This is a genomic window from Ensifer sp. 2TAB8, assembly GCF_052115125.1.
Lineage (GTDB): Bacteria > Pseudomonadota > Alphaproteobacteria > Rhizobiales > Rhizobiaceae > Ensifer.
The window spans coordinates 241,598-263,508 of the sequence record NZ_JBFRGB010000012.1; the positions used below are offsets into that span (position 1 = coordinate 241,598).

Annotated in this window: 20 protein-coding genes and 1 pseudogene; 10 read left to right on the forward strand and 11 right to left on the reverse strand. The window is 61.5% G+C overall.

Annotated elements, in window-relative coordinates:
- Window positions 1–74: 74 nt before the first annotated feature.
- The 4 genes from AB4Z53_RS20905 to AB4Z53_RS20920 all read right to left on the reverse strand — a co-directional run bounded on the left by AB4Z53_RS20905 (window position 75) and on the right by AB4Z53_RS20920 (window position 3,998).
- Window positions 75–857 carry a FadR/GntR family transcriptional regulator gene (locus AB4Z53_RS20905; protein ID WP_291149566.1) on the reverse strand — a complete coding sequence of 261 codons (783 nt, stop codon included), beginning with the start codon at window positions 855–857 and terminating at the stop codon, window positions 75–77.
- 44 nt (window positions 858–901) lie between these two features.
- Window positions 902–1,798, reverse strand: a complete 897-nt coding sequence (locus tag AB4Z53_RS20910; RefSeq protein WP_441597546.1) for an NAD-dependent epimerase/dehydratase family protein — start codon at window positions 1,796–1,798, stop codon at window positions 902–904.
- A 178-nt stretch (window positions 1,799–1,976) separates the two neighbouring features.
- Window positions 1,977–2,969: a sugar-binding protein gene (locus AB4Z53_RS20915; RefSeq protein WP_113537057.1), complete on the reverse strand. Its 993-nt coding sequence runs from the start codon at window positions 2,967–2,969 to the stop codon at window positions 1,977–1,979.
- Between the two features lie 48 nt (window positions 2,970–3,017).
- Entirely contained in the window at window positions 3,018–3,998 is a 981-nt protein-coding gene (locus AB4Z53_RS20920) for an NAD-dependent epimerase/dehydratase family protein (protein ID WP_441597547.1), read from the reverse strand.
- Between the two features lie 181 nt (window positions 3,999–4,179).
- Between AB4Z53_RS20920 and AB4Z53_RS20925 the strand changes: the two genes are divergently transcribed.
- From AB4Z53_RS20925 to AB4Z53_RS20955, 7 genes are all read left to right on the forward strand, one after another.
- Entirely contained in the window at window positions 4,180–4,947 is a 768-nt protein-coding gene (locus AB4Z53_RS20925; RefSeq protein ID WP_113537059.1) for a sugar ABC transporter ATP-binding protein, read from the forward strand.
- A gap of 46 nt (window positions 4,948–4,993) precedes the next feature.
- Window positions 4,994–5,989 carry an ABC transporter permease gene (locus tag AB4Z53_RS20930; RefSeq protein ID WP_441597548.1) on the forward strand — a complete coding sequence of 332 codons (996 nt, stop codon included), beginning with the start codon at window positions 4,994–4,996 and terminating at the stop codon, window positions 5,987–5,989.
- A gap of 244 nt (window positions 5,990–6,233) precedes the next feature.
- Window positions 6,234–7,343: a septal ring lytic transglycosylase RlpA family protein gene (locus tag AB4Z53_RS20935; RefSeq protein WP_441597549.1), complete on the forward strand. Its 1,110-nt coding sequence runs from the start codon at window positions 6,234–6,236 to the stop codon at window positions 7,341–7,343.
- Between the two features lie 362 nt (window positions 7,344–7,705).
- The gene (locus AB4Z53_RS20940; protein WP_113537061.1) at window positions 7,706–8,746 is read left to right on the forward strand and encodes a fatty acid desaturase family protein; all 1,041 of its coding nucleotides are present in this window, start codon (window positions 7,706–7,708) and stop codon (window positions 8,744–8,746) included.
- A 585-nt stretch (window positions 8,747–9,331) separates the two neighbouring features.
- The gene (locus AB4Z53_RS20945) at window positions 9,332–10,480 is read left to right on the forward strand and encodes a mandelate racemase family protein (protein WP_113537062.1); all 1,149 of its coding nucleotides are present in this window, start codon (window positions 9,332–9,334) and stop codon (window positions 10,478–10,480) included.
- An 18-nt stretch (window positions 10,481–10,498) separates the two neighbouring features.
- Window positions 10,499–11,128, forward strand: coding sequence for an SGNH/GDSL hydrolase family protein (locus AB4Z53_RS20950; protein WP_113537063.1), 630 nt, complete (start codon window positions 10,499–10,501; stop codon window positions 11,126–11,128).
- A 90-nt stretch (window positions 11,129–11,218) separates the two neighbouring features.
- Complete coding sequence (locus tag AB4Z53_RS20955; RefSeq protein ID WP_113537064.1) at window positions 11,219–12,817, forward strand: ABC transporter substrate-binding protein; 1,599 nt, start codon at window positions 11,219–11,221, stop codon at window positions 12,815–12,817.
- A gap of 439 nt (window positions 12,818–13,256) precedes the next feature.
- On the opposite strand, the gene AB4Z53_RS20960 is transcribed toward AB4Z53_RS20955, so the two are convergent.
- The 7 genes from AB4Z53_RS20960 to AB4Z53_RS20990 all read right to left on the reverse strand — a co-directional run bounded on the left by AB4Z53_RS20960 (window position 13,257) and on the right by AB4Z53_RS20990 (window position 19,808).
- Window positions 13,257–14,018: an ABC transporter ATP-binding protein gene (locus tag AB4Z53_RS20960; protein WP_113537065.1), complete on the reverse strand. Its 762-nt coding sequence runs from the start codon at window positions 14,016–14,018 to the stop codon at window positions 13,257–13,259.
- Window positions 14,018–14,854, reverse strand: a complete 837-nt coding sequence (locus tag AB4Z53_RS20965) for an ABC transporter ATP-binding protein (RefSeq protein WP_113537066.1) — start codon at window positions 14,852–14,854, stop codon at window positions 14,018–14,020. The genes AB4Z53_RS20960 and AB4Z53_RS20965 overlap by 1 nt, the downstream gene beginning before the upstream one ends.
- Window positions 14,855–14,858: 4 nt before the next feature.
- The gene (locus AB4Z53_RS20970; protein WP_113537067.1) at window positions 14,859–15,746 is read right to left on the reverse strand and encodes an ABC transporter permease; all 888 of its coding nucleotides are present in this window, start codon (window positions 15,744–15,746) and stop codon (window positions 14,859–14,861) included.
- Complete coding sequence (locus tag AB4Z53_RS20975) at window positions 15,746–16,768, reverse strand: ABC transporter permease (RefSeq protein ID WP_441597550.1); 1,023 nt, start codon at window positions 16,766–16,768, stop codon at window positions 15,746–15,748. The genes AB4Z53_RS20970 and AB4Z53_RS20975 overlap by 1 nt, the downstream gene beginning before the upstream one ends.
- A gap of 95 nt (window positions 16,769–16,863) precedes the next feature.
- Window positions 16,864–17,193, reverse strand: coding sequence for a cupin domain-containing protein (locus AB4Z53_RS20980; RefSeq protein ID WP_441597551.1), 330 nt, complete (start codon window positions 17,191–17,193; stop codon window positions 16,864–16,866).
- 74 nt (window positions 17,194–17,267) lie between these two features.
- Window positions 17,268–18,008 carry a FadR/GntR family transcriptional regulator gene (locus tag AB4Z53_RS20985; RefSeq protein ID WP_113537069.1) on the reverse strand — a complete coding sequence of 247 codons (741 nt, stop codon included), beginning with the start codon at window positions 18,006–18,008 and terminating at the stop codon, window positions 17,268–17,270.
- 282 nt (window positions 18,009–18,290) lie between these two features.
- Window positions 18,291–19,808, reverse strand: coding sequence for an aldehyde dehydrogenase (NADP(+)) (locus AB4Z53_RS20990; RefSeq protein ID WP_441597552.1), 1,518 nt, complete (start codon window positions 19,806–19,808; stop codon window positions 18,291–18,293).
- A 291-nt stretch (window positions 19,809–20,099) separates the two neighbouring features.
- Here AB4Z53_RS20990 and kduI point away from each other — a divergent pair, with 291 nt between their 5' ends.
- The 3 genes and pseudogenes from kduI to AB4Z53_RS21005 all read left to right on the forward strand — a co-directional run.
- A complete protein-coding gene (gene kduI, locus AB4Z53_RS20995; protein WP_441597553.1) occupies window positions 20,100–20,924 on the forward strand; it encodes a 5-dehydro-4-deoxy-D-glucuronate isomerase in 825 nt (274 codons plus the stop codon).
- Complete coding sequence (gene kduD / locus AB4Z53_RS21000; RefSeq protein WP_441597554.1) at window positions 20,921–21,664, forward strand: 2-dehydro-3-deoxy-D-gluconate 5-dehydrogenase KduD; 744 nt, start codon at window positions 20,921–20,923, stop codon at window positions 21,662–21,664. The genes kduI and kduD overlap by 4 nt, the downstream gene beginning before the upstream one ends.
- Window positions 21,665–21,756: 92 nt before the next feature.
- Window positions 21,757–21,911: pseudogene (locus AB4Z53_RS21005) on the forward strand (5-dehydro-4-deoxyglucarate dehydratase); the annotation flags it as partial.

Below are 21,911 nucleotides of genomic sequence, written 5' to 3' on the forward strand. Positions count from 1 at the left end.
CGGCTATCGCGTCGACTGGGTGCTGCTTCCACACAAGCAAAGGTGCGACCAAGTGCCAGGTCGCATGACCGAGATCACGCGTTGCGCTCTGAATGCGCAATGAGCTCATCGGTGTTGGCCAACAGTCGCTGCACGGCATGGCGGGCTGCGTTCGGCCGTCGGAGGCGAATGCTCTTCTCGATGTTCTCGTGGAGCTTAAGTGCGTGAACGGAACTGCTGTCGTCCCGGGTTACCAGCAGGAAGAGATGGTTCAGCGCGGATTCGATCAGTGCCCCTAGCGGTACCAAGAGATCGTTTCCGGAAGCGCGCAGGATTGCAAGGTGAAAGCGGGTGTCCGCCTGGGTTCGGACCTGCAGCGTCGTCGCCTGTCCCATGTCTTTCAATGCCGCGCTGATTTCGGCCATCTGCTCGCCGCTGCGGCGGGCCGCGGCGAGCGCCGTCGCTTCCGGCTCTATGATGTGGCGAAATTCCTGTACGGTCTTGAGGAACCGGAGGCGGTCCGGCGACAGCGCGTACCAGCTGAGGACGTCGCGGTCGAGCAGGTTCCAACGCTCCTTCGGTTCTACCCAGCTGCCGATTTTCGGACGCGAGGCGAGCAGCCCCTTGGCCATCAGTATCTTGATCGCTTCCCTGACGGCGGTTCGGCTGACGTTGAAGATTTCCGTCCATTGAGCCTCGTTCGGCAGGATCGTTCCGGGCGGATAGTCGCCACGCACGATCCTGAGCCCGATGTCATCGGCAAGCGACATGTGGACGCTGGGCGCCGATATGCGCGGCGCGTCGAGGCGTCGGATCGCGCGTACTGCCTCCGCAGTAGCCGGCCCAGCGGAGCCCTTTCCTGATCGTTGTTCAGTCATTTCCCTATTTTCTCGCAATCTGCGCCGCTCATCCGGGTGTTGCGTCACTTGTCGTCAACATATTTCCGCCAGCTGTGCTGCGGGCGAAAGCCGAGCATCGCTCGCGCTTTGCGATTGGATAGCAGCGTCTCGTATTCGCCGAGCTGTCCCTTGACCGGAACGCCCTGGTAGAAGCAGTCGATCAGTTCCTGCGTCGGAATGTCCGAAGACGTATCATCATTCGCGGCATTGAAGACCTGGAAACCGAGGCCAGCCGTGTCTATGGCGCGCAGCGTGATCTGGCCGAGATCTCGCGCGTCGATGTAGCTCCAGGCGATGCGCTTGCGAAAACCCGGATCGGCGAACCAGCCGGGGAAGAGGTGGTACTCGTTGGGCTCGATGACGTTGCCGATGCGCAAGGCATAGATGTCGGCGCCGCTTCTGAGGGCAAAGGCGCGTGCGGTCTTTTCATTGACGACCTTGGAGAGTGCGTAGCTATCCATCGGGTCGACGTCATAGTCCTCGTCGAGTGGAAAATAGCGCGGCATTCGTGGCTCATTGGCGAAGACGAGGCCGTAGGTCGTCTCGCTCGATGCGATGACGATCTTGCGGATGCCTAGTTTCACCGCCGCCTCGATGACGTTGTAGGTGCCCATGGCATTGACGCGAAAGAGTTCATTGTCGGGCGCGATCAGGATGCGCGGGATCGCGGCGAAGTGGACCACCGCGTCGATTGGTTGCGCTGCGAGCGACGGGTCGAATTCGTGCAGGCCCGTGTAACTTGAGAGCGCGTTGAACACCTGACCGCTATCCGTGATGTCGGTGATCAGGGTGCGCACCTTCGGGTTGTCGAGTGGTTTGGTATCGAGGTTGAGCACCTGATGACCTTGCTCGACGAGGTACTGCACGACATGGCGGCCGGCCTTGCCGCTGCCTCCGGTGAAGATGATCCGCTTCGTCATTATGCCCTCCAGGTCCTGCAACATTGGTGAATGGTCATCCATCGATGATAGTTCGCCAAGGGGAACTGCCAAGCGAGGTCGTTGCAGCCGGACGCGGCTAGCCAGCAAAAACGCGCGCTGCCTCCCGTTGCAGCAGAAGGCGGGCCGGGGCGCCCGAAAGGGGCGCCCCGGTGCAGGCCTATTTCTGGATGCAGGTGTCCGCCGTGTCCTTCGTGCATTCATCGAGGCCGGTGAAGACCGGGTCCTCCACCGGTTTGCCAGCGATCAGGTCCATCATGACCGATGGCGCCTTGTAGCCCATTTCGAATGGGCGCTGGCCGACAAGCGCAGTTACGAGACCTTCCTTGGCAATTGCCACTTCGTCGCCGATCGTGTCCGCTGCGCCGATGACGAATTCATTCTTCGCGATCTTGTCTGCCATCGGTTTGAACAGGTCGCGATAGGGTTGTGGCGCACCGAAGAGCGGCCAGCCGCCCATGATCCCGAAGGCGTCGAGGTCGGGATTGGCCGCGAGGATGTCCGTCATCGCCTGCACGCCCTTGGCGCCGTCGTCATTGGTAAAGACAGGGCAACCCGCGACCTCCGTCCAGCCGCCTTCACCCTTGAGTTCGGTCAGTCCCTCTTTTCCGGTAAGCACGTCACGCATGCCCTGGGCGCGCCTGAGAATGTTGTCGGCACCAGGGTTACCCTCGATCGTGCAGATCTTGCCGCCTTTCGGCTTGGCCTTCTTGATGTACTCGGCGATCCGCGATCCCATCATGTAGTTGTCCGTGCCTAGATAGGTCTTGCGCAGGCCCGCGTCCTCCTTGGCGAGGTCGGCATCAAGCGTCATGACCGGGACCGTGGGGTTGGCGGTCTTCAGCGTCTGGGCAATCAGCTTGGCGTTGGATGGCGAAATCGCGATCGCAGCCGTGCTGGGCTTGCCGAGCATGTCCTGGACGATCTGCGCCTCGCCGGCTTCGTCGGAGGTCGACGCGGGGCCGGTATAGAAGCACTCATATTCCGAGCTCGTGTTTTCCTTGTTCCACTTCTGGCAGCCTTGATTGATTGCCTCGAAGAATGGATTGTCGAGGCCCTTGACGACAATGACGAGCTGCTTCTTCTCCTGGGCGCCGGCGGTGCCGGTGGCCAGCGCGAGCGCCGCGACTGCAAGCACCAATGCTTTCCTCATTTTTTCCTCCCGTTGAAACAAGCGGACACCCTCTGTCCGCGGCACAAATCAACCCGGATACCAGACGATGCGAGGATCACTTGGTGGACGCTCGTATTGCCAGGCCTGGTCGATAAGCTTTTCGAGATCGTATTCTGGCTGCCAGTCCAGCAGGTATCTTGCCTTGCTGTTGTCCAACCAGTTCGAGTGGAAATGGCTTGGAACATCGACAGACGGCAGGCCACGCGTGCGCTTGAGATAGCTTGCGACCTCGCCGTAGTCGACCGGGCGGTTCATCGCGATGTTGAAACGCTGGCCCTCTGCGCGCGGATTGTCGATCGCGCTGAGAATTGCCGAGACGAGGTCGCTGACGTGGATGAAGTTTCGCTTGAGCGGCCTTCGATTGAAATCGCGCAGCAAAGGTACTGTTCCGGCCTCTGCGTGCCGCCTGGCCTCGTCGGGCGGAAAGAACGTCTTCCAGTCGGGTCCGCCGAAGACGTCGTCTGCGAAGGAGAGGGAGTACTTGAAGTCGTCCTTTTCCATGATCCACGGCGCTCGCAGGCAGCAGAGGTTCATCCCGTATTGGATGGCGTATTGCTCGACGATTACCTCCTCGAGCACTTTGGAGAGTGCGTAGCAGCCCGGATAGGCGCGGTGCGGGGTCGCCTCGGTTATCGGTCCGTCATGAGGATAGAAGAAATGGCCGACTGCGGCGTCGCCGCCGATCAGGATGAACTGGCGGGCCGCCGGGCTCGCCCTGAACGCTTCGAGCAGCCAGAAGAGACCCTTTACGGTCACATCCATCACGTCGTCGGGTGTTTCCTTGCAGGTCGCAAGATGCACGACGTGGCTTACGCCGGAAATCGCGGCTTCTGCGACCGCACGGTCGGCGATGGAGCCGCGGATGATGCTGAGCCGCTGGGTCGGATCGAGCACGCGTTTGTGGCAGAGCGCGCGAATGCGCGCTTGCGAAAAACGCGGTCGGTCAAGCAGCGTGGATATGAGGTGCCGCCCGACCTTGCCCGTTGCGCCGGTGACAAGGATAAGCATGCTTATCTCCCAGCATTAACTAATATACCGAGGGCGTCTTTCGTCAATATTTAATTGTCATACAAAACAGGTTTGTCGGACGAGAGATCATTGACGCATTCATGGCGATTTGCGTAAATAAGCATCCGCTCATTAATGAGGAGGCGGACATGCCGCGGCGCGCCTTTGCGAAGGCGAATGGGTGCGCCTTTGGGAGTCTGGAAGGCTTGTCGTGCTGCTAGAGCTCAGCAATATTTCCAAGCATTTCGGGGCCATACAGGCAGTGAACGACATTTCGCTGTCGTTGGAGGCAGGCCAGGTTGTCGGCCTGATGGGCGACAACGGCGCCGGCAAGTCGACGCTGGTCAAGATGATTGCAGGAAACTACCGCCCGAGCCACGGCAGCATGCGCCTCAACGGCAGCGATATCGTCCTGCATCGCCCGGTCGAGGCAAGGCAGTTCGGCATCGAGATCGTGCACCAGGATCTGGCCCTTTGTGACAACCTCTCCGCAGCGGCGAATGTCTTCCTCGGTCGCGAACTGAGGCGCGGCATCGGCCCCTTGCGCGTGCTGGACTACAAGGCAATGTACCGGCGTGCCGGCGAGATCTTCAGGGAACTCCGCTCCGAGACCAGGGCCCGCGATCTTGTGCGACAGATGTCGGGCGGGCAGCGGCAGGCGGTGGCGATCGCGCGCACGATGATCTCTGAGGCGAAAATCGTGCTGATGGACGAGCCGACCGCGGCAATTTCCGTGCGCCAGGTTGCCGAAGTGCTGCATCTGATCCGGCAACTGCGCGATCGCGGCATTCTGGTTGTCCTCATCAGTCATCGCATGCCCGACGTTTTCGATGTCGCCGACCGCGTCATCGTCATGCGCCGCGGCCGGAAAGTGGCCGATAAACCGATCGTGGAGACCTCACCGGAGGAGGTTACGGGGTTGATTACCGGCGCGATCGAGGGCGGATAAGCAAAAGCGAACTGGACCTTCCGTGCCGGAGGAACTCGAGGGAAAGATGGCAACGACGCTGCACGAGACGATCGCCCACAGGCAGCGCACGCTTGCAGGAACGATCCTGGCCAGCCAGACCTTCTGGGTTCTGGTTGCAGTCATCCTCGCTTGTGTCTTCCTGTCCTTCGCCACCGACAGTTTTGCGACGGCGAAGAACCTTTACAACATCACCCGCAACGTCACTTTCGTCGCAATCATCGCGCTGGGCATGACGCTCGTCATCATTACCGGTGGCATCGACCTCTCGGTAGGCTCGGTACTCTGCCTGTGCAGCATGGTGCTCGCGGTCACGATGCACGCGGGATACGGCATCGAGACGGGCATTACGGTCTCCGTCGCAACGGCGCTGGTGATCGGCGCGTTCAATGGCATCCTCATTGCCTATCTCGGTTTTCCGCCCTTTGTCGTGACGCTCGGCATGCTTTCGGTTGCCCGGAGCCTGGCGATGGTCGCCTCCAACAATACGGTGGTCTTCGAGTTCGGCCCCGACCACGCCAAGCTGCTGGCGCTTGGCGGCGGGTCGGTCTTCGGCATTGCCAACCCGGTGATCTACATGATCGTCCTCGCGCTCCTGACCGGCTTCGTCCTGCGCTGGACGCGGATCGGCCGATATATTTACGCCATCGGCGGCAACGAAAAGGCGGCCATTGCCACGGGCCTGCCTGTGCGGCCCATCAAGGTCTGCGTCTACATGATCTCGGCGCTGTCGGCCGGCATCGCCGGCATCATTCAGACGGGCTGGCTCGGAGCGGTGACAACCAACATCGGCGCCGGCATGGAGCTTCAGGTCATCGCCGCCGCCGTTATCGGAGGCGGGAATCTCGCCGGCGGCGCAGGCACGGCCTTCGGCGCACTCGTCGGCGCCGCACTGATCGAGGTCATCCGCAACAGCCTTGGGCTTCTCGGCATCAACGCCTTCTGGCAGGGTACGTTCATCGGCAGCGCAACGATCCTCGCGGTCCTTTTCGATCGCGTCCGCAATTTCCGTCAGAGCGAGTAACGTTCAGCGCCCGACGCCCGGTTCCGGCCTTGCAAGGGGAGTGTTGGCCGGACGCCGCAAATTCGCGTGCATCCAGGGAACTTCTTGCCATCAGGCCGATTTGACAATTGTTGTCATGGATGGAGCGAATGAATGGCGCGACCCCGGATTTGGCAGTGCTCCGACGCATGCCTCAGTTGTCTTTCCACCTGTCTCTCGACCCAATCTACAGAAGAGTTCGAGCGCGCGGTCAGCATGAGCGTGTGTGTCGCGGTACATTGCTGATGCGCGGAACGCCGTCGTCAGTGTTGGCAAGATGGTTATCGATGTCGGTGAGGCCGTCAACGGCGCGCGATGCCTGGTGATCGCGATCGCGTGCGCATGGTGCGCCACCTGTACGACCCCCAAAGCCCCGAACGACGAGCACAGCGAAAGACATGTTGCCGAGAAGGCATACGGACTGAGACCGAGCCCGCGGGCCAGCCGGAGCAAGCACATTCGCAAGGGTGGCGGCCGCTATACCGTCGGCAATCCCTATGTTGTGAGAGGCACGCGCTACTATCCGAAGGAAGACCCGAGCTACGACAAGAAGGGAAAGGCTTCCTGGTACGGCGCGGCGTTCAAGGGGCGTCGGACCGCCAACAACGAAGTTTACAACCCGGATCGCCTCTCTGCTGCTTATCCGACCCTTCCCTTGCCCAGTTATGTCCGCGTAACCAATCTCGAAAACGGCTTCTCGCTCATCCTGCGCGTCAATGATCGGGGTCCCTATCGTCAGGGTCGCATCATCGATGTTTCCAGCAAGGCAGCGAATATGCTGGACCTGAAACATCGCGGCACCGCCTCCGTTCGCGTGCAGTATATGGGTCGTGCCCGCTTGGATGGACATGACGAGCCCTATCTCATGGCCTCCTACGTCAAGACGCGTGAACGGCTCCCGGACATCGACCCGGAAACTCAAAGCGCTAGCGAGGTCAGGCTGGCCTCGAACTCGTCGAGCGTCGATCATCTGCGGGGTGACCCCCAGTCCCTCTGGTCGACGCGGGCGAACCTGGTAGCCAGTACGGCGAACCTCTCCTACCAGCCATGGATTGGCGCGGGGACTTCCGAGCAAATGGGGATATCGCTTGAAAGCGCTTCCGTTTCCTTCGAACGTTCGTCGGGCAGCGGTGCAAAGGTCCGCGATATCAAGGATGTCAAATATTGCTTGGAGGAAGAGGCTGATACTGGGGCGCGCGACATGTGCGAAGTTAAGGTGCTCCCTCTGCCCGTTTTCAATCGCCTCAAGCGCCTGATTGGTGTGATCTCTAAAAGACGACGTGCGCTCCACGGCTACCGTTGGCTTACCCTAAATCGCCTGCTTCGGGACGCGTAGAGAACGCTGCCGCACCTTGACTTGAAGGTACGGGCGCCGGAGGAGGCATCGCTGCGGTGGTCGGTAGATGCGGAGAGTCGAACGCGAAGCGTTGACGGCAGACGAAAACAAGCCTACTCGGCAGCAGCCGCAGAGGCCATCGTGGCAGCCGGAGCCGAGCAGGGGACGGAAGCCAGGGCCCGGCAGACTGAGTTGCCGAACGCGGTTTGCGCGCCTTGGCCGATGAGGCCGAGCGCAATCGCGGTTATGCGACGCGCAAGTCTCACCCGGCCTGACACTTTCAGCCATTGCGCCTGAAATTCCAGCGCAAGCCACAGGCCTGGCAATTTGTTGCGGGGCGAGGGATATACGGACCAGATTTGATGAACACACATGTCTATCCACCGGCCTCACTTGCCGAAGATAATGCCGGTGCATGGTTGAAGATCCTTGCGAAGTACCGTCAGCCCCGTATTGGGCGCAGCGCCCTGGAGCTTCTCGTCACAATCGTCCCGTTCGTCGGCTTATGGGGCATCGCCTATTTCTCCCTCGTTCACGAGTTCTGGTACGGGCTGATCGCAATCATTCCGGCCGCGGCCTTCCTTCTTCGGCTCTTCATGATCCAGCACGACTGCGGACACGGTTCGTTCTTTGCTCGTCGCGGGCTCGACGACTGGACAGGACGTGTGATCGGCGTGCTGACGTTGACGCCTTACGATTACTGGCGCCGGGCGCACGCCATTCATCATGCCTCGGCTGGCAATCTGGACGAGCGGGGCATCGGCGATATCACCACGCTCACGATCTCGGAATACCGCGCACTTTCACCCATGAGGCGCCTGGGCTATCGCCTGTACCGGCATCCGCTGGTCATGTTCGGCATCGGCCCTGCCTGGCTCTTCCTGCTCAAGCAGCGCTTGCCCTTCGGGATGATGAACGGAGGTACACTACCCTGGGTCTCCACCATGGCGACGAACCTCGCGATCGTGATCTGCGCCGCCGTGATGGCATGGGCGATCGGGCTGGCGCCCTTCCTCTTGATCCACCTGCCGATCGTGCTCTTGTCGGGTGCGGCCGGCATCTGGCTCTTTTATGTGCAGCACCAGTTTGAAGAGACGCACTGGTCTGCCGGTGAGGATTGGCACTTCCCGCGGGCAGCTCTGCACGGTGCTTCCCATTATGACCTGCCGCTGGTGCTGCGATGGCTGACCGGCAATATCGGCATTCATCACGTGCATCATCTTTCCAGCCGGATCCCCTACTACAGATTGCCGGAGGTTCTGCGCGACCATCCGCAACTCGCGGATATCGGCCGCATCACTATCTGGGATAGCTTGCAGTGCGTCAGGCTCGTCCTTTGGGATGACAGGCACCAGAAACTTGTTTCCTTCCGGGAAGCTGCCAATACGGCCGTTCACCCATAACAGGCGGCTTTCGCCGTTCTGAGGTCCGAGGCCGAAGCAGCCAAGCGCGGCCATGTGCCTTGATCAATCGTTCTTGCCCGGGATGCGTGCCATGGGCCAGAGGAGCCGTGCCGATCTCGCCGGGTAGGCGTCGGGCCGGCATGGCGGCGAGCAAGGAATCGGCAAGTGCAATGCCGAGGTCGCGCAGCGAGCAACTGAAAACCGTCAGGCGGGGCGGACAGGAGTTGCGAATGCGGACCTTGGCGTCCGATGATCGCCATATCTCGCCCTTGTCGGATGCCACAGTCTCCCCCAGCCCTCGATAGAGAACGACGATGGTCGCTTCATTGATCAGCGCGATTGCCGTGGGCGGGTTTCGAGCGCGCTCAGTTCGCGGGCTATGTGGCACCCGCCCGCCTCGTTTGGCCGGAACTGTTCGTTCACCTGAAGCTGATCCTGGCGTTGAGGGACTGTGGAAACAAGGATGCCTATCAGGCATTTTTCAAAAGTTGTCGTACATGTTTGACAAGTTGGCTGGTATCTGTCTAATCTACGTTAGACAAGTTGGCGCGGCCGAGCCGCCCCCTTTCGCATACCGGAGGACTAATGATCATCACCGACGTCGAAGTGCGGGTTTTCCGCACGACCACTCGCCGCCATTCGGACAGTGCTGGTCACGCGCATCCAGGCCCGCCACACCAGGTCGAGCAGGCAATGCTGACCGTCCGCACGGAAGACGGTCATGAAGGCCATTCCTTTACGGCGCCGGAGATTGTGCGGCCGCATGTCATCGAGAAGTTTGTCAAGAAGGTCCTGATTGGCCAGGATCACCGGGATCGCGAGCGGCTGTGGCAGGATCTCGCCCATTGGCAGCGTGGTTCGGCCGCGCAGCTCACGGATCGCACGCTCGCCGTGGTCGATTGCGCCCTCTGGGACCTTGCCGGGCGGACTTTGAAGCAACCTGTATACAAGTTGGTCGGGGGCTACCGCGACAAGGTGCTCGCCTATGGCTCCATCATGTGCGGCGATGAACTGGAGGGTGGCCTCGCGACACCTGAAGACTACGGTCGCTTTGCAGAAGCGCTCGTCAAACGCGGCTACAAGGGCATCAAGCTGCACACCTGGATGCCCCCCGTCAGCTGGGCGCCGGACGTGAAGATGGACATCAAGGCCTGCGCGGCCGTTCGCGAGGCCGTCGGGCCGAATATCCGACTGATGATCGATGCCTTTCATTGGTATTCGCGCACGGATGCGCTCGAGCTTGGGCGCGGCCTGGAAAAGCTCGGCTTCGATTGGATCGAGGAGCCGATGGACGAGCAGTCGCTGTCTTCCTACAAGTGGCTGGCCGACAATCTGGACATCCCCGTCATTGGCCCGGAAAGCGCGGGCGGCAAGCACTGGCACCGTGCCGAATGGATCAAGGCGGGTGCCTGCGACATCCTGCGGACCGGCGTAAACGACGTTGGCGGTATCACGCCGGCGCTGAAAACCATGCACCTTGCCGAGGCCTTCGGGATGGAGTGCGAGGTTCACGGCAATACCGCGATGAACCTGCATGTAGTCGCGGCAACGAAAAACTGCCGCTGGTACGAGCGTGGACTGCTCCACCCGTTCCTCGAATATGATGACGGGCACGATTACCTGAAGTCGCTATCCGACCCGATGGATCGAGAAGGCTTTGTGCATGTGCCGGACCGTCCGGGTCTCGGCGAGGACATCGACTTCGAGTTCATCGAAAATCACCGCGTCCGGTGACGAGCGAGGGATCTGCCCGTGAAGACCATTCTCGCTTTTGGTGACAGCCTGACGTGGGGCGCAGATCCAGAGACCGGCTTGCGCCATCCGCCGGAAGGTCGCTGGCCCGAGGTGCTTGCCCGGGAACTCGAAGGCGCAGCAAAGGTCATCCCCGAAGGGCTTGGTGGCCGCACGACCTGCTACGACGACCATGCCGGACCGGCGTGCCGCAATGGGGCCAAGGCGCTGCAGGTGGCGCTTGCAAGTCACATGCCGCTCGACCTCGTCATCGTGATGCTCGGCACCAATGACATAAAGCCCGTGCATGGAGGGCGGGCGGAAGGGGCCGTTTCCGGTATGCGCCGGCTGGCGCAGATCGTCGATACGTTTCCCTACAAGCCGGCTGGCGCCCGGCCGAAACTGCTGATCGTCGCTCCGCCACCCTGTTCCGCCGGTCCGGGCGGGCGCCCGGCGGCCGGGCGCAGCATTGCGGAGTCCGAGCGGCTTTCTCCGCTCTACCGCAAGCTGGCGAGCGAACTCGGACACGCATTCTTTGATGCCGGCTCCGTCGCGCGTGCCTCGGAGATCGATGGAGTGCATCTCGAATCCGCTGCGACAGCTGCGGTCGGTCGGGCGCTCGCCGCGCCCGTTGCCGAAATTCTTGGCTGATCTGTCCCTATGTCTGTGGAGGAACAGGCGGGGCGGAACTTATAACCGGAAGGCCGAACTCCCGCGTGGGCGGCCGCAATAGGAGGAAATATGAAACGCTTTCTCGCAACGGTCGCGTTCGGCGCGCTTCTCATCGCCTCGACGCCGCACGGCGTTCTCGCCGAAACACCGGATGATCAACTCGTCGTCGCAACGACGATGAGCAACATCCTGACGCTCGATCCCGCCGCCATCACCGGCCGCGAGACCGTACAGGTTCTGAACAACATCTACGACACGCTGGTCGTTCTTTCGCCGAAGGACCGCAGCGTGCAGCCGCGCCTCGCCGAACGCTGGGAGGTTTCCGAGGACCGCCAGTCGATCCGCTTTCACCTGCGCAGCGATGCCAAGTTTGCGTCCGGCAATCCCGTAACGGCGCAGGATATCGCCTGGAGCTTGAAGCGCCTGCTTGCGCGTAACCTCGCTCAGTCGTCCTTCCTCAAGACACGCGGCTTCACGCTTGAGGCGGCCGACAAGGCATTCGTCGCCGAAGACGACCACACCTTCGTCCTCAATCTGCCGAAACCCGACGACCCGAACCTGATGCTGATGATCCTGGCCCAGAATGGCCCCGGCTCCATCTTCGACAGCAAGACGGTGCTCGAGAACGAGAAGGACGGCGACCTCGGTGCCGCATGGCTGACCCTCAATTCCGCCGGTTCCGGTCCTTTCACGCTCACGCAGTGGAAATCGAACGAATACATCATCCTTACGCGCAACGACGACTACTGGGGTGAAAAGGCTGCAATGAAGCGGGTGCTGATGCGCCACCTGCCTGAATCCCAGTCGCAACGGCTGCTTCTGGAAAAGGGCGACATCGATGTCGCCTACTCGCTGCAAGCGCCGGACCTGAAGTCGCTCGAAGCCGACGAGGCTATTGCCATCGCATCGACGCCGGGTTCTGGGTTCTACTATCTCAGCGTCTCGATGAAGGACGAGCGCTTTGCCAACAAGAAGGTGCGCGAGGCACTGCGCTACCTGATCGACTATGACGGTCTCGATAAGGCAGTCATGCCCTATTACGGCAAGCTGCATCAGCGACCCCTGTCGTCAGGCGTTCTCGGCGCGTTGCCGGACGAGGGCTACAAGTTGGACGTGGCGAAGGCAAAGGCACTGCTTGCCGAGGCAGGCTACCCGGACGGCTTCAAGACGACACTGCGCGTCCTGTCCGAAGATCCCTTTATGAAGGCGGCGACGGCCATTCAGAACACGCTTGCCCAGGCCGGCATCCAGGCGGAACTCATCAGTGGTTCGGGCGATCAGATCTATGGCGCGATGCGCGAGCGAAACTTCGAGCTCCTGCTGGGGCGCGGCGGCGGCGGCCAGCAGCCGCATCCGGACAACAATCTGCGGTCCATCGCCTACAACCCCGACAATTCGGACGATGCAAAGCTGACCAACTATCAGAGCTGGCGCACCAGCTTCTACGACGAGAAGCTGAACAAGATGATCGAGGAAGCACTGGTCGAGCGCGATGCAGCCAAGCAGGCCAAGCTCTATGAGGGCGTGCAGCAGTACATGGACGAGATCGTCATGTCGATCCAGCCGTTCTCGGAAGTGGTCGACACGGCCGCGTACCGAAGCGACGTGAAAGGCATGATCGTGAGCCCCTGGCTCTCGCGCTTCGAGGGTGTGACCAAGGAGCGGTAATAGCTGCCGCGCATACAAAGTGAATGAAGCGAAGAAGGCGCATGGCAGCATGCGCCTTCTTCCTTTTTTGCGCCGTTGCGAAGCGCTGGCCAATGCGATTGTCGCAGGCGATCGGCAGGGGCGCATTCGCTGCCATGCGGGCGCCGAAGCATCCCGCTCCAGTTCTGCCCGCTGTTGCACATCAGACGTCGTCGAAGCCTTTGGACGCTGGCGTCGCTGTTCAAGCGCAGGAAACGGTAGCTCGGCTCGGTTGCAGCTCAGGCTCCCGCGCTGCCGGAGGAGAAAGGGCTTGCGGCGTGCGCCTCGCGTCAGTGGAATATTGCGGCCCTGTATCTCTACCCGCCAGCGACAGCAGGCCCGGCAGGACAACAAAAAGCCCGGCGCTGGGCCGGGCGAGTTGGGGAGGAGGACTTTCGCCTGTTTCGCGCGAGAGGCGCGGTCAGTGCGAACCTTCGTATTCGAGCGAGGCGCCGATGAGTTCGCGCGCATAGGCGTGCGTTGCCTGGTTGCCGGGGATGGCTTCGCGCGGCAGCACTTCGGTGATCTCGCCGCGCAGCATCACGGCAAAGCGGTCGCACATATGGTCCACCACCGCCAGATCATGCGTCACCATGATGTAGGTGAAGCCACGCTCTTCCCGCAGGCGCTGAAGCAGGTTGAGGATTTCCGCCTGCACGGAAACATCGAGCGCAGACGTCGGCTCGTCGAGGAGCAGCAGGGAAGGCTCGAGGATCAGCGCACGTGCGATCGCAACTCGCTGCCGCTGCCCGCCGGAGAGCTGGTGCGGAAAGCGATCGAGGAAGGAGACCGGGAGGCCCACATCCGTGATTGCCTTGCGCATGCGCTGCTCTCGATCTCCGAGCCTGTGGATGACGAGTGGCTCGTTCAGCACCGTGCGGACCGATTGGCGCGGATGCAGCGAGCCGTAGGGATCCTGGAAGACCATCTGCAGCGTGCGGCAGCGCTCGATCAACGGCATGTCGCGCACCGACCGTCCACCGATGAGCACGTCTCCGGTCCAGATGTCGGTCAACATCGAGATGCAACGCAGCACCGTGGACTTGCCCGATCCGCTTTCGCCGACGAGGCCGAAACATTCGCCCGGCGCCACGGAGAAGGTGACGCTTGGCAAGACTTTGGCCGCCGTGGGGCCGCTCCCGAAAGTGATGGAGACATCGCGAGCTTCGACTGAGACGGACATCAGGCTTTCTCCTCCAGCCATTCGGGACGGCGATCGAGCACGCTGAGCGGTGCCCGCGGGCCGCCGATCCGCGGCTGGGCTGCCAGCAGGCCGCGCGTATAGGGATGTTGTGCCTTGTCGAGGTCCCGGGCGGCCAGCGTTTCGACGATACGGCCGGCATACATGATCAGAACGCGGTCGCAGAAATTGCGCACGAGATTCAAATCGTGACTGATCATGATCAGCCCGATGCCACGATCCCGCACGAGGCCATCGAGAATGTTCAACACCTGCAACCGCACCGTGACGTCGAGCGCCGAGGTCGGTTCGTCAGCAATGACGAGCTCCGGATCGGCAAGCAGCATCATCGCGATCATCACGCGTTGCCCCATGCCGCCGGATATCTCGTGCGGATACTGATCATAGACGCGTTCCGGATCGCGGATCTTCACCGCCGCCAGCATGGCGAGCGCCTTTTGACGGGCTTCCGCTTTGCTGCACCTGAAGTGCCGCAGATAGGTTTCGGCCACCTGGTCGCCGACCCGGCGAATGGGGTTCAACGAGAACTTCGGATCCTGCAGGATCATGGACATGCGCCGGCCGCGCACCTTGAGCAGCTCCTTTTCCGAGAGCGCCGTCAGATCGAGCTCGGCAAAGCGCAGCTTGTCGGCGGTGATCGTGGCACCTGGCAGTAGTCGCAGCAGGGCGCGTCCGACCGTCGACTTGCCGGAGCCGGATTCGCCGACGATACCGAGGCGTTCGCGCCCGAGGGTGAAGGAGACGCCGCGCACTGCTTCGGTTGCTGCGCCGCCATAGCGGATGCGGAGGTTTTCGACCTCGAGAATGTCTTGGCTCATCGGTCTACCTCCGGTTCATCTGCTTCGGATCGAGCGCATCGCGCAGCCCGTCGCCGAGAAGGTTGAATGCGAGACTGACCGAGAGAATGGCGACGCCGGGGAAGGTGACGAGCCACCAGCTGTCCAACATGTACTTGCGGCCGGTCGCGATCATCGCGCCCCATTCCGGCAGCGGCGGCTGGGCGCCCAGCCCCAGGAAGCCGAGACCGGCAGCCGTCAGAATGACGGTCGCCATGTTCAGTGTCAGGCGAATGAGCACCGAGGGCAGGCACATCGGCATGATCGACTTGACGATGATGCGCGTGGCCGATGCGCCCTGGAGCCTTGCCGCGGAGATGTAATCGGCTTTCCGAAACGTCATCGCCTCTGCGCGCGCGAGGCGCGCGATCGGCGGCCAGGAGGTGAGCGCAATCGCGATAATGGCGTTGTTCAGGCTTGGGCCGAGCGCCGCGACGAAGGCGAGCGAGAGGATGAGGCTCGGGAAGGACAGGAAGATATCCGTGATGCGCATCATCACTGTATCGACCTTGCCGCCGAGGTAGCCGGCGGTCGTGCCGATGACGAGGCCGATGGGGCCAACGACGATCGAGACGAGGAAGATGATCGTGAGGGTGATGCGCGAGCCCCAGACCAGCCGGCTGAAAATGTCACGGCCAAGCTCGTCCGTACCGAACAGATGCCCGTGACCCGGCGCCTGCAGCGTATTTGTGAGGTCCTGGGCGTAGGGATCATGCGTGGCGATCAGCGGCGCGAAGGTGGCGACGAGGACAAGAAGAACCAGCACCCCAAGACCGAAGGTCGAGGTCGGGCTCTTCAAGAGGAAGCGCACGATGTTCTTGAGTGCATGGAGCGGAGCCGGCAAGCGGAACGCGGTTTCAGCTTGGGTGGTCATCAGAGTGTCCTCGGGTCGAAGATGCGGTAGAGAACGTCGGACAGAAGATTGAGCGCGATGAAGATGATGCCGACGATCAGGACGCAGGTCATGACGGCGTTCATGTCGCCGGTAATGAGGTTGTTGGTGAGATATTGGCCAAAGCCCGGCCACGCGAAGACCGTCTCGATCAGCACGGCGCCTTCGAGCAGCGAGCCATAGGCAAGCGCGATGATGGTGACCAGTTGCACCCGAATGTTGATGAAGGCGTGCTGCCAGATCGTCTGGCTGCGAGAAAGGCCTTTGACGCGCGCCGTCGTGACATATTCCTGACCAAGCTGATCCAGCATGAAGCTGCGGGTCATGCGGGTGATATAGGCGGACGAGGAGTAGCCAAGCAGCGACGCCGGCAGGATGATGTGGTTGACGGCCGACCAGAACACATCCATTTCGCCGGCAATCAGGCTGTCGATCAGGAGAAAGCCGGTCCGTTCATCCACAAGGCCTATGTAGAACTGGTCCATTCGTCCGCTGCCACCGACGAGGCCGAGATAGGCATAAAAGACGATCAGCGCGATCATGCCGGTCCAGAAGATTGGCATGGAATGCCCGAACAGGCTGAAGACGCGCACCACATGGTCCGGCCAGCGATCCTTGTTGACGGCAGCAAGCACCCCGAGCGGAACACCGAGCCCTGCGCCGATGAGGATTGCGAAGGTCGCAAGCTCGATCGTTGCCGGCATCACGTGCAGGATATCCTGAATGACCGGTTGGCCCGTGCGGATGGAGGTTCCGAAGTTCCCGGTGAAGACGTCGCCAAGATAGTAGGCGAACTGTTCCCAGAGCGGACGATCAAGTCCAAGCGAGTGGTACACCTGCTCGTAGGTTTCGCGGGTCGCGTCCTCTCCGACGATGGCGCGGACCGGATCGGCCGGCATGAGGCGGCCGATAAAGAAGGTCAGGAGAAGCAGGCCGAGCAACGTGACCGCAATGGTCCCGACCTGCCCGGCCACACCGTGGAAGCGTAAGCGACGAATTGACATGGTTCCTCCGTTTGTCAGTCGCCTGAGGTGAGGCGCTACAGGCTCCTATCCTGTATGACAACTTTCGATGAACCTGTCACAGGTTATGCTGGGTGTCAAGCAGACCCGACCGAGAGGAAGTCGTCTCTGCGGGGGGTAAAGCAGTCGATGAGCTCACCTTCCTCCAGGCACTCGCAGCCGTGCTCGGTGTTTCCGGGGATTACAAGGCTGTCGCCAGCCTTCAGTTCATAGGCCTGACCATTGCGAAAGAAGCGGAATTTTCCGCGCGCCACATAGGTCGACTGCACGTGCGGGTGTCGATGGAGCTTGCCTTTCGCACCGTTTTCGAAGCGAAACGAGACGACCATGAGTTCAGGCGAATCCGAAAGGACCTGGCGGGTGACGCCTGTGTCGGTTGAAACCGTGGGGAAAATGGGAAGAGTCATGCAGACCTCGCAGATGATGTATAACAACATCACCATACATGTTCTTCTTCCTGTATGACAACTATGGGCGTGCGTTAAATCGCGTCGGGCGTCATGGTGCGGGAACGCAAGAGTGCGTTGTATCGCTCAAGGCTTCCCCTCAGATGAGCGCGCATGCGCTCGCGCGCCGCTTCGGCATTGCCCTCGATGATCGCCTCAACAATCTGACCATGCTCCTCCTGAAGGTGGAGGTTATAGTCCTTCGGGCGCGAGCCCGGCGCAGATCCCTGCAGTTCTCCGCGCGGAATGATTCCGGTGCGGATCAGTTGGAGAAACTCCGGAAAGCGGCGGTTTTGCGTGGCTTCTGCAATCGCCAGGTGGAGTTCGAAATCCGCATCGCGCGTGGGACTGCCGGTTGCCAGGCACTCGCCGACACGATGGTGGGCCTCCAGGATCGTCTCGATCTGGGCGGGAGAACGGCGTGCGGCTGCCAGCCCCGCCGATTCGACCTCAAAGACGGTTCGAAGTTCGAGAAGTTCGATGACGGACGAAATCCGCTCCGTCTTCAAATCGTTGAAAGGTTGGTTCTTTTCCGGCTTTGTCTCCAGGGCAAAGATGCCGGCGCCCTTGCGCGCTTCGACCAAGCCGTCGGCGCGAAGGATAGCGATCGCTTCCCGAACGACGGTGCGGCTGACGGAATACTCGCGCGTCAGAGCGCTTTCGCTCGGAAGCCTGTCGCCGGGGCGGAACACGCCTTCCGCCAGATCGCGACGCAGTGCGGCGCTGATTTTTGCCGCAAGCGACGTGCCACGCTCCATAGTGTTAACGGCTTCCATTTCTGCCCCAACATGCCTAAACCTGTCTGGCATGTTAGCCGTTATCTGTTCGAATGCAAGGGCGGCACTCTCAACCTGCGCTGGCGCAGGCTCCACAGCATCGAACGACAGCGTGTCCTGCCGTCTTCACTCCATCGCGTACGGCTGTGCGCCATTTTTTCATTCTGGGTTCGGTTCCATCGCGTCTAGCCTCGTTTGCATCGATGACCGCCGCAGAATCCGGGATGCGACGGCGCTGCCACCCCCATCCCGGATTCGTCAAAGAAGGCTGGCGAGCGGTCCTCAGATCGACGACAGATCGGAGGGCAGGAGCGCATCAGGGACGTTCTGATAGGACACGGGTCTCAAAAACCTGCGGATGGCCATGGTCCCGACCGAGGTCGCGCCGAAGTTCGTGGAGGCAGGGTAGGGCCCGCCATGAACCATGGCATCGCAGACTTCGACGCCCGTCGGAAAGCCGTTCACCAGAAGGCGACCGGCCTTGCGCTCGAGGATCGGCATCAGCCGGCGCGCAAGATCGGTGTCGCCTTCGTCGAGATGAAGTGTTGCGGTCAGCTGCCCGTCGAAGCTCCTGGCGACGGCGGTCAGCTCTTCCACGTTCTCGACCGTAACGATAAGGCCGAGCGGGCCGAACACTTCTTCCGACAGCGCATGATTGGCGAGCCAGTCCTGCGCCGAGACGAGGAAGAGGTTAGGCGTGGCGTTGCGCAGATCGCAGCTGGACGTAAAGACGTCGCGAACACCGTGCCCTGAAGAGATACGGTCGCGCCCATCGCGATAGGCCGTGGCAATTCCATCCGTCAGCATCACCTGCGGGCCGACTTGCGAGAGTGCTGCGCGTGCACTTTCCGCAAAGGCAGGCGCTTGTTCTGATGCGATCACGGCAATGCCTGGATTGGTACAGAATTGTCCGGCACCCATCGTCAGCGAGCTTGCCCAACCCTTGGCAACATCTTTGCCGCGGGCCTTGCTGGCTTCGGGCAGGATGAACATCGGGTTGACCGAGCCCAGTTCACCGAAGAAGGGAATCGGTTCCGGGCGCTGGGCGCATAGGTCGAAAAGCGCGCGGCCACCCGCGAGCGAACCGGTAAAACCGACCGCCTTGATGAGGGAGTGCGTCACGAGAGCTGTCCCCACGTCGCGACGGCCGCCCTGGATAAGCGAGAATACGCCGGGGTGAAGGCCATGTTTCCTGATCGCCGCATCCGCCGCCTCTGCAATCACTTCGCTCGTTCCCGGGTGGGCTGAATGGCCCTTCACGACGACCGGGCAACCGGCGGCAAGAGCCGATGCGGTATCGCCGCCCATCGTCGAGAAGGCCAGCGGGAAGTTGGAGGCACCGAACACCGCGACCGGGCCGATCGGCCGCTGCAGCAGCCGGATATCGGGCCGTGGCAAGGGTTTTCGGTCCGGCAGCGCCTGATCGTGGCGCTTGTCGAGATACTCGCCCTTGCGGATATGGGCGGCAAAAAGTCGGAGCTGGCCAGTGGTTCGTCCCCGCTCGCCTTCGAGGCGAGCGGTTGGCAAGCCGGTTTCCGAGCTTCCGATCTCGGTGATTGCCGCGGCGCGGGCTTCGATCTCATCGGCGATGGTTTCGAGGAAGGCGGCGCGCTCGTCCCGGCTGGAGTAGCCGTAGGACCAGAAGGCTTCCTCGGCGGCCTTTGTCGCCCTGTCCACCAGATCCGTCGTGCCGACGGAGAAGTTGAAAGCGGGGCCATGCGCCGGCTCGCTTCTGAAGGTCTGCTCGGTCGCGATCCGCTCGCCCGCAACCAGATGTTTGCCGTGAAGGGTAAAGGTCATAGCCACTCCTTGAAGATGGGATTGTTCGCGAGGGCGCCGCCTTGAGCGCGCGCCGTGGAAATGTCGGCAGCAGGTGGCGCCAGTCGAGATTTGGCGCGCCAGGTCTCGGATTGTCGTTCGCTGCCCAACCGAGTCCGCCCAGATGTGAAGTGTCCCGCCCGCGCGACCGAGTTCGCTGGCGGCGACCTGATCACAGGAGCGCTTCATTCGGGTCTTGACCTTGAACAGCTTATCATACAATAGGAACTAACATGTATTATGTCTTGTCCGCAATACCTCAAGGAGGACCGAATGCTGACCGTTGAAACCAGGCAGGCCGTCAATCCGGATTACGCGCGAGCGCTCGATACGGAGGGGCTGCGCAGACATTTCCTGGCGCAGGACATGTTCCGTCCCGGCGAGATCCGGTTGATCTACACGCACTATGACCGCTTCGTTATGGGCGGCGCCGTTCCTGACGGTGCGGCGCTCACGCTCGATCGGGTCGAGGAAACGAAGACGCCGTCCTTCCTCGACCGGCGCGAAATGGGCATCGTAAACATCGGCGAGGTCGGCACAGTGACGGCTGGCAACGAGACCTACACGCTCAACCGTGGCGATGTGCTCTATCTCGGGGCAGGCTCTGGCGCAGTGACGTTCGCCGGGGGCGGGCGGTTCTACATCGTGTCCAGTCCTGCGCACCGCAGCCTGCCGGCGCGGCTCGTGACGCTCGCCGAAAGCAAGGAGGTCAAGCTTGGTGCGGTCGAGACCTCGAACAAGCGCACCATCAATCAGTTCATCCACCCGCTCGTGATGGAAAGCTGCCAGCTTGTGCTCGGCTACACGACGCTCGAAGACGGGTCCGTTTGGAATACGATCCCCTCCCACGTGCATGATCGCCGAATGGAGGCCTATCTCTATTTCGGCATGGACGAGAAATCTCGGGTGCTCCACCTCATGGGCGAGCCGCAGGAGACGAGGCATCTCTTCATCGCCAACGAGCAAGGCGCCATCTCGCCGCCGTGGTCCATCCATTCGGGTGCGGGGATCGGCTCCTATACGTTCATTTGGGCGATGGCCGGCGACAATGTCGACTACACGGACATGGATTTCATTCAACCGGCGGATCTGCGATGAAAAATCCCTTTTCTCTTGAAGGGCATAAGGCTCTTGTAACGGGGTCCAACACCGGGCTCGGTCAGGCCATTGCGGTCGGTCTGGCGCAAGCCGGAGCCGAGGTCGTCTGTGCCGCTCGCAGGGCGCCAGACGAAACGCTCGCGCTGATTGAGGCGGCGGGAGGAAAGGCGAGTGCGCTGGCACTCGATTTCGCCGATCCCATGGCGGCGGCCGGGGCCTTCGCCGGTGCCGGGTTCGACATTCTCGTCAACAATGCCGGTATCATCCGTCGCGCGGATGCGGTCGAATTTTCCGAAGCCGACTGGGATGCGGTGATGGATGTGAACCTGAAGGCGTTGTTCTTCACGACGCAGGCCTTCGCCAGAGAGCTGCTCCTGAAGAGCGCCCCCGGCAAGGTGGTCAACATCGCCTCGCTGCTCTCCTTCCAGGGGGGGATTCGCGTTCCCTCCTATACCGCCGCCAAGCATGGCGTGGTGGGCATCACGAAGCTCCTTGCCAATGAGTGGGCGGCAAAGGGCATCAACGTCAATGCTGTCGCGCCCGGTTACATCGAGACCAACAACACCGAGGCGTTGAGGGCTGATGCCGAGCGCAGCAAGGCGATCCTCGAGCGGATTCCGGCCGGCCGCTGGGGTCGATCCGAGGATATTGCCGGCGCGGCCGTCTTTTTGTCTTCAGCGGCGGCAAACTACATTCATGGCGCCGTGTTGAATGTCGATGGCGGGTGGTTGGCGCGTTAAGTGCTAACTTGTATTATGACTTGTATGATGACTGTTGACATGAGTCAGATATCTCGCTTAATACAGATCATCATTCATAGAGGAACACAGTCATGACACCCGAACAGATCAAGGCCGCGCTTGGCTCAGGCCTCCTTTCCTTCCCGGTGACGCATTTCGATGCCGAGGGCCGTTTCGCGCCGGACAGTTACCGGGCGCATGTCGAATGGCTGGCCGGCTACAAGGCGCCGGTGCTGTTTGCTGCCGG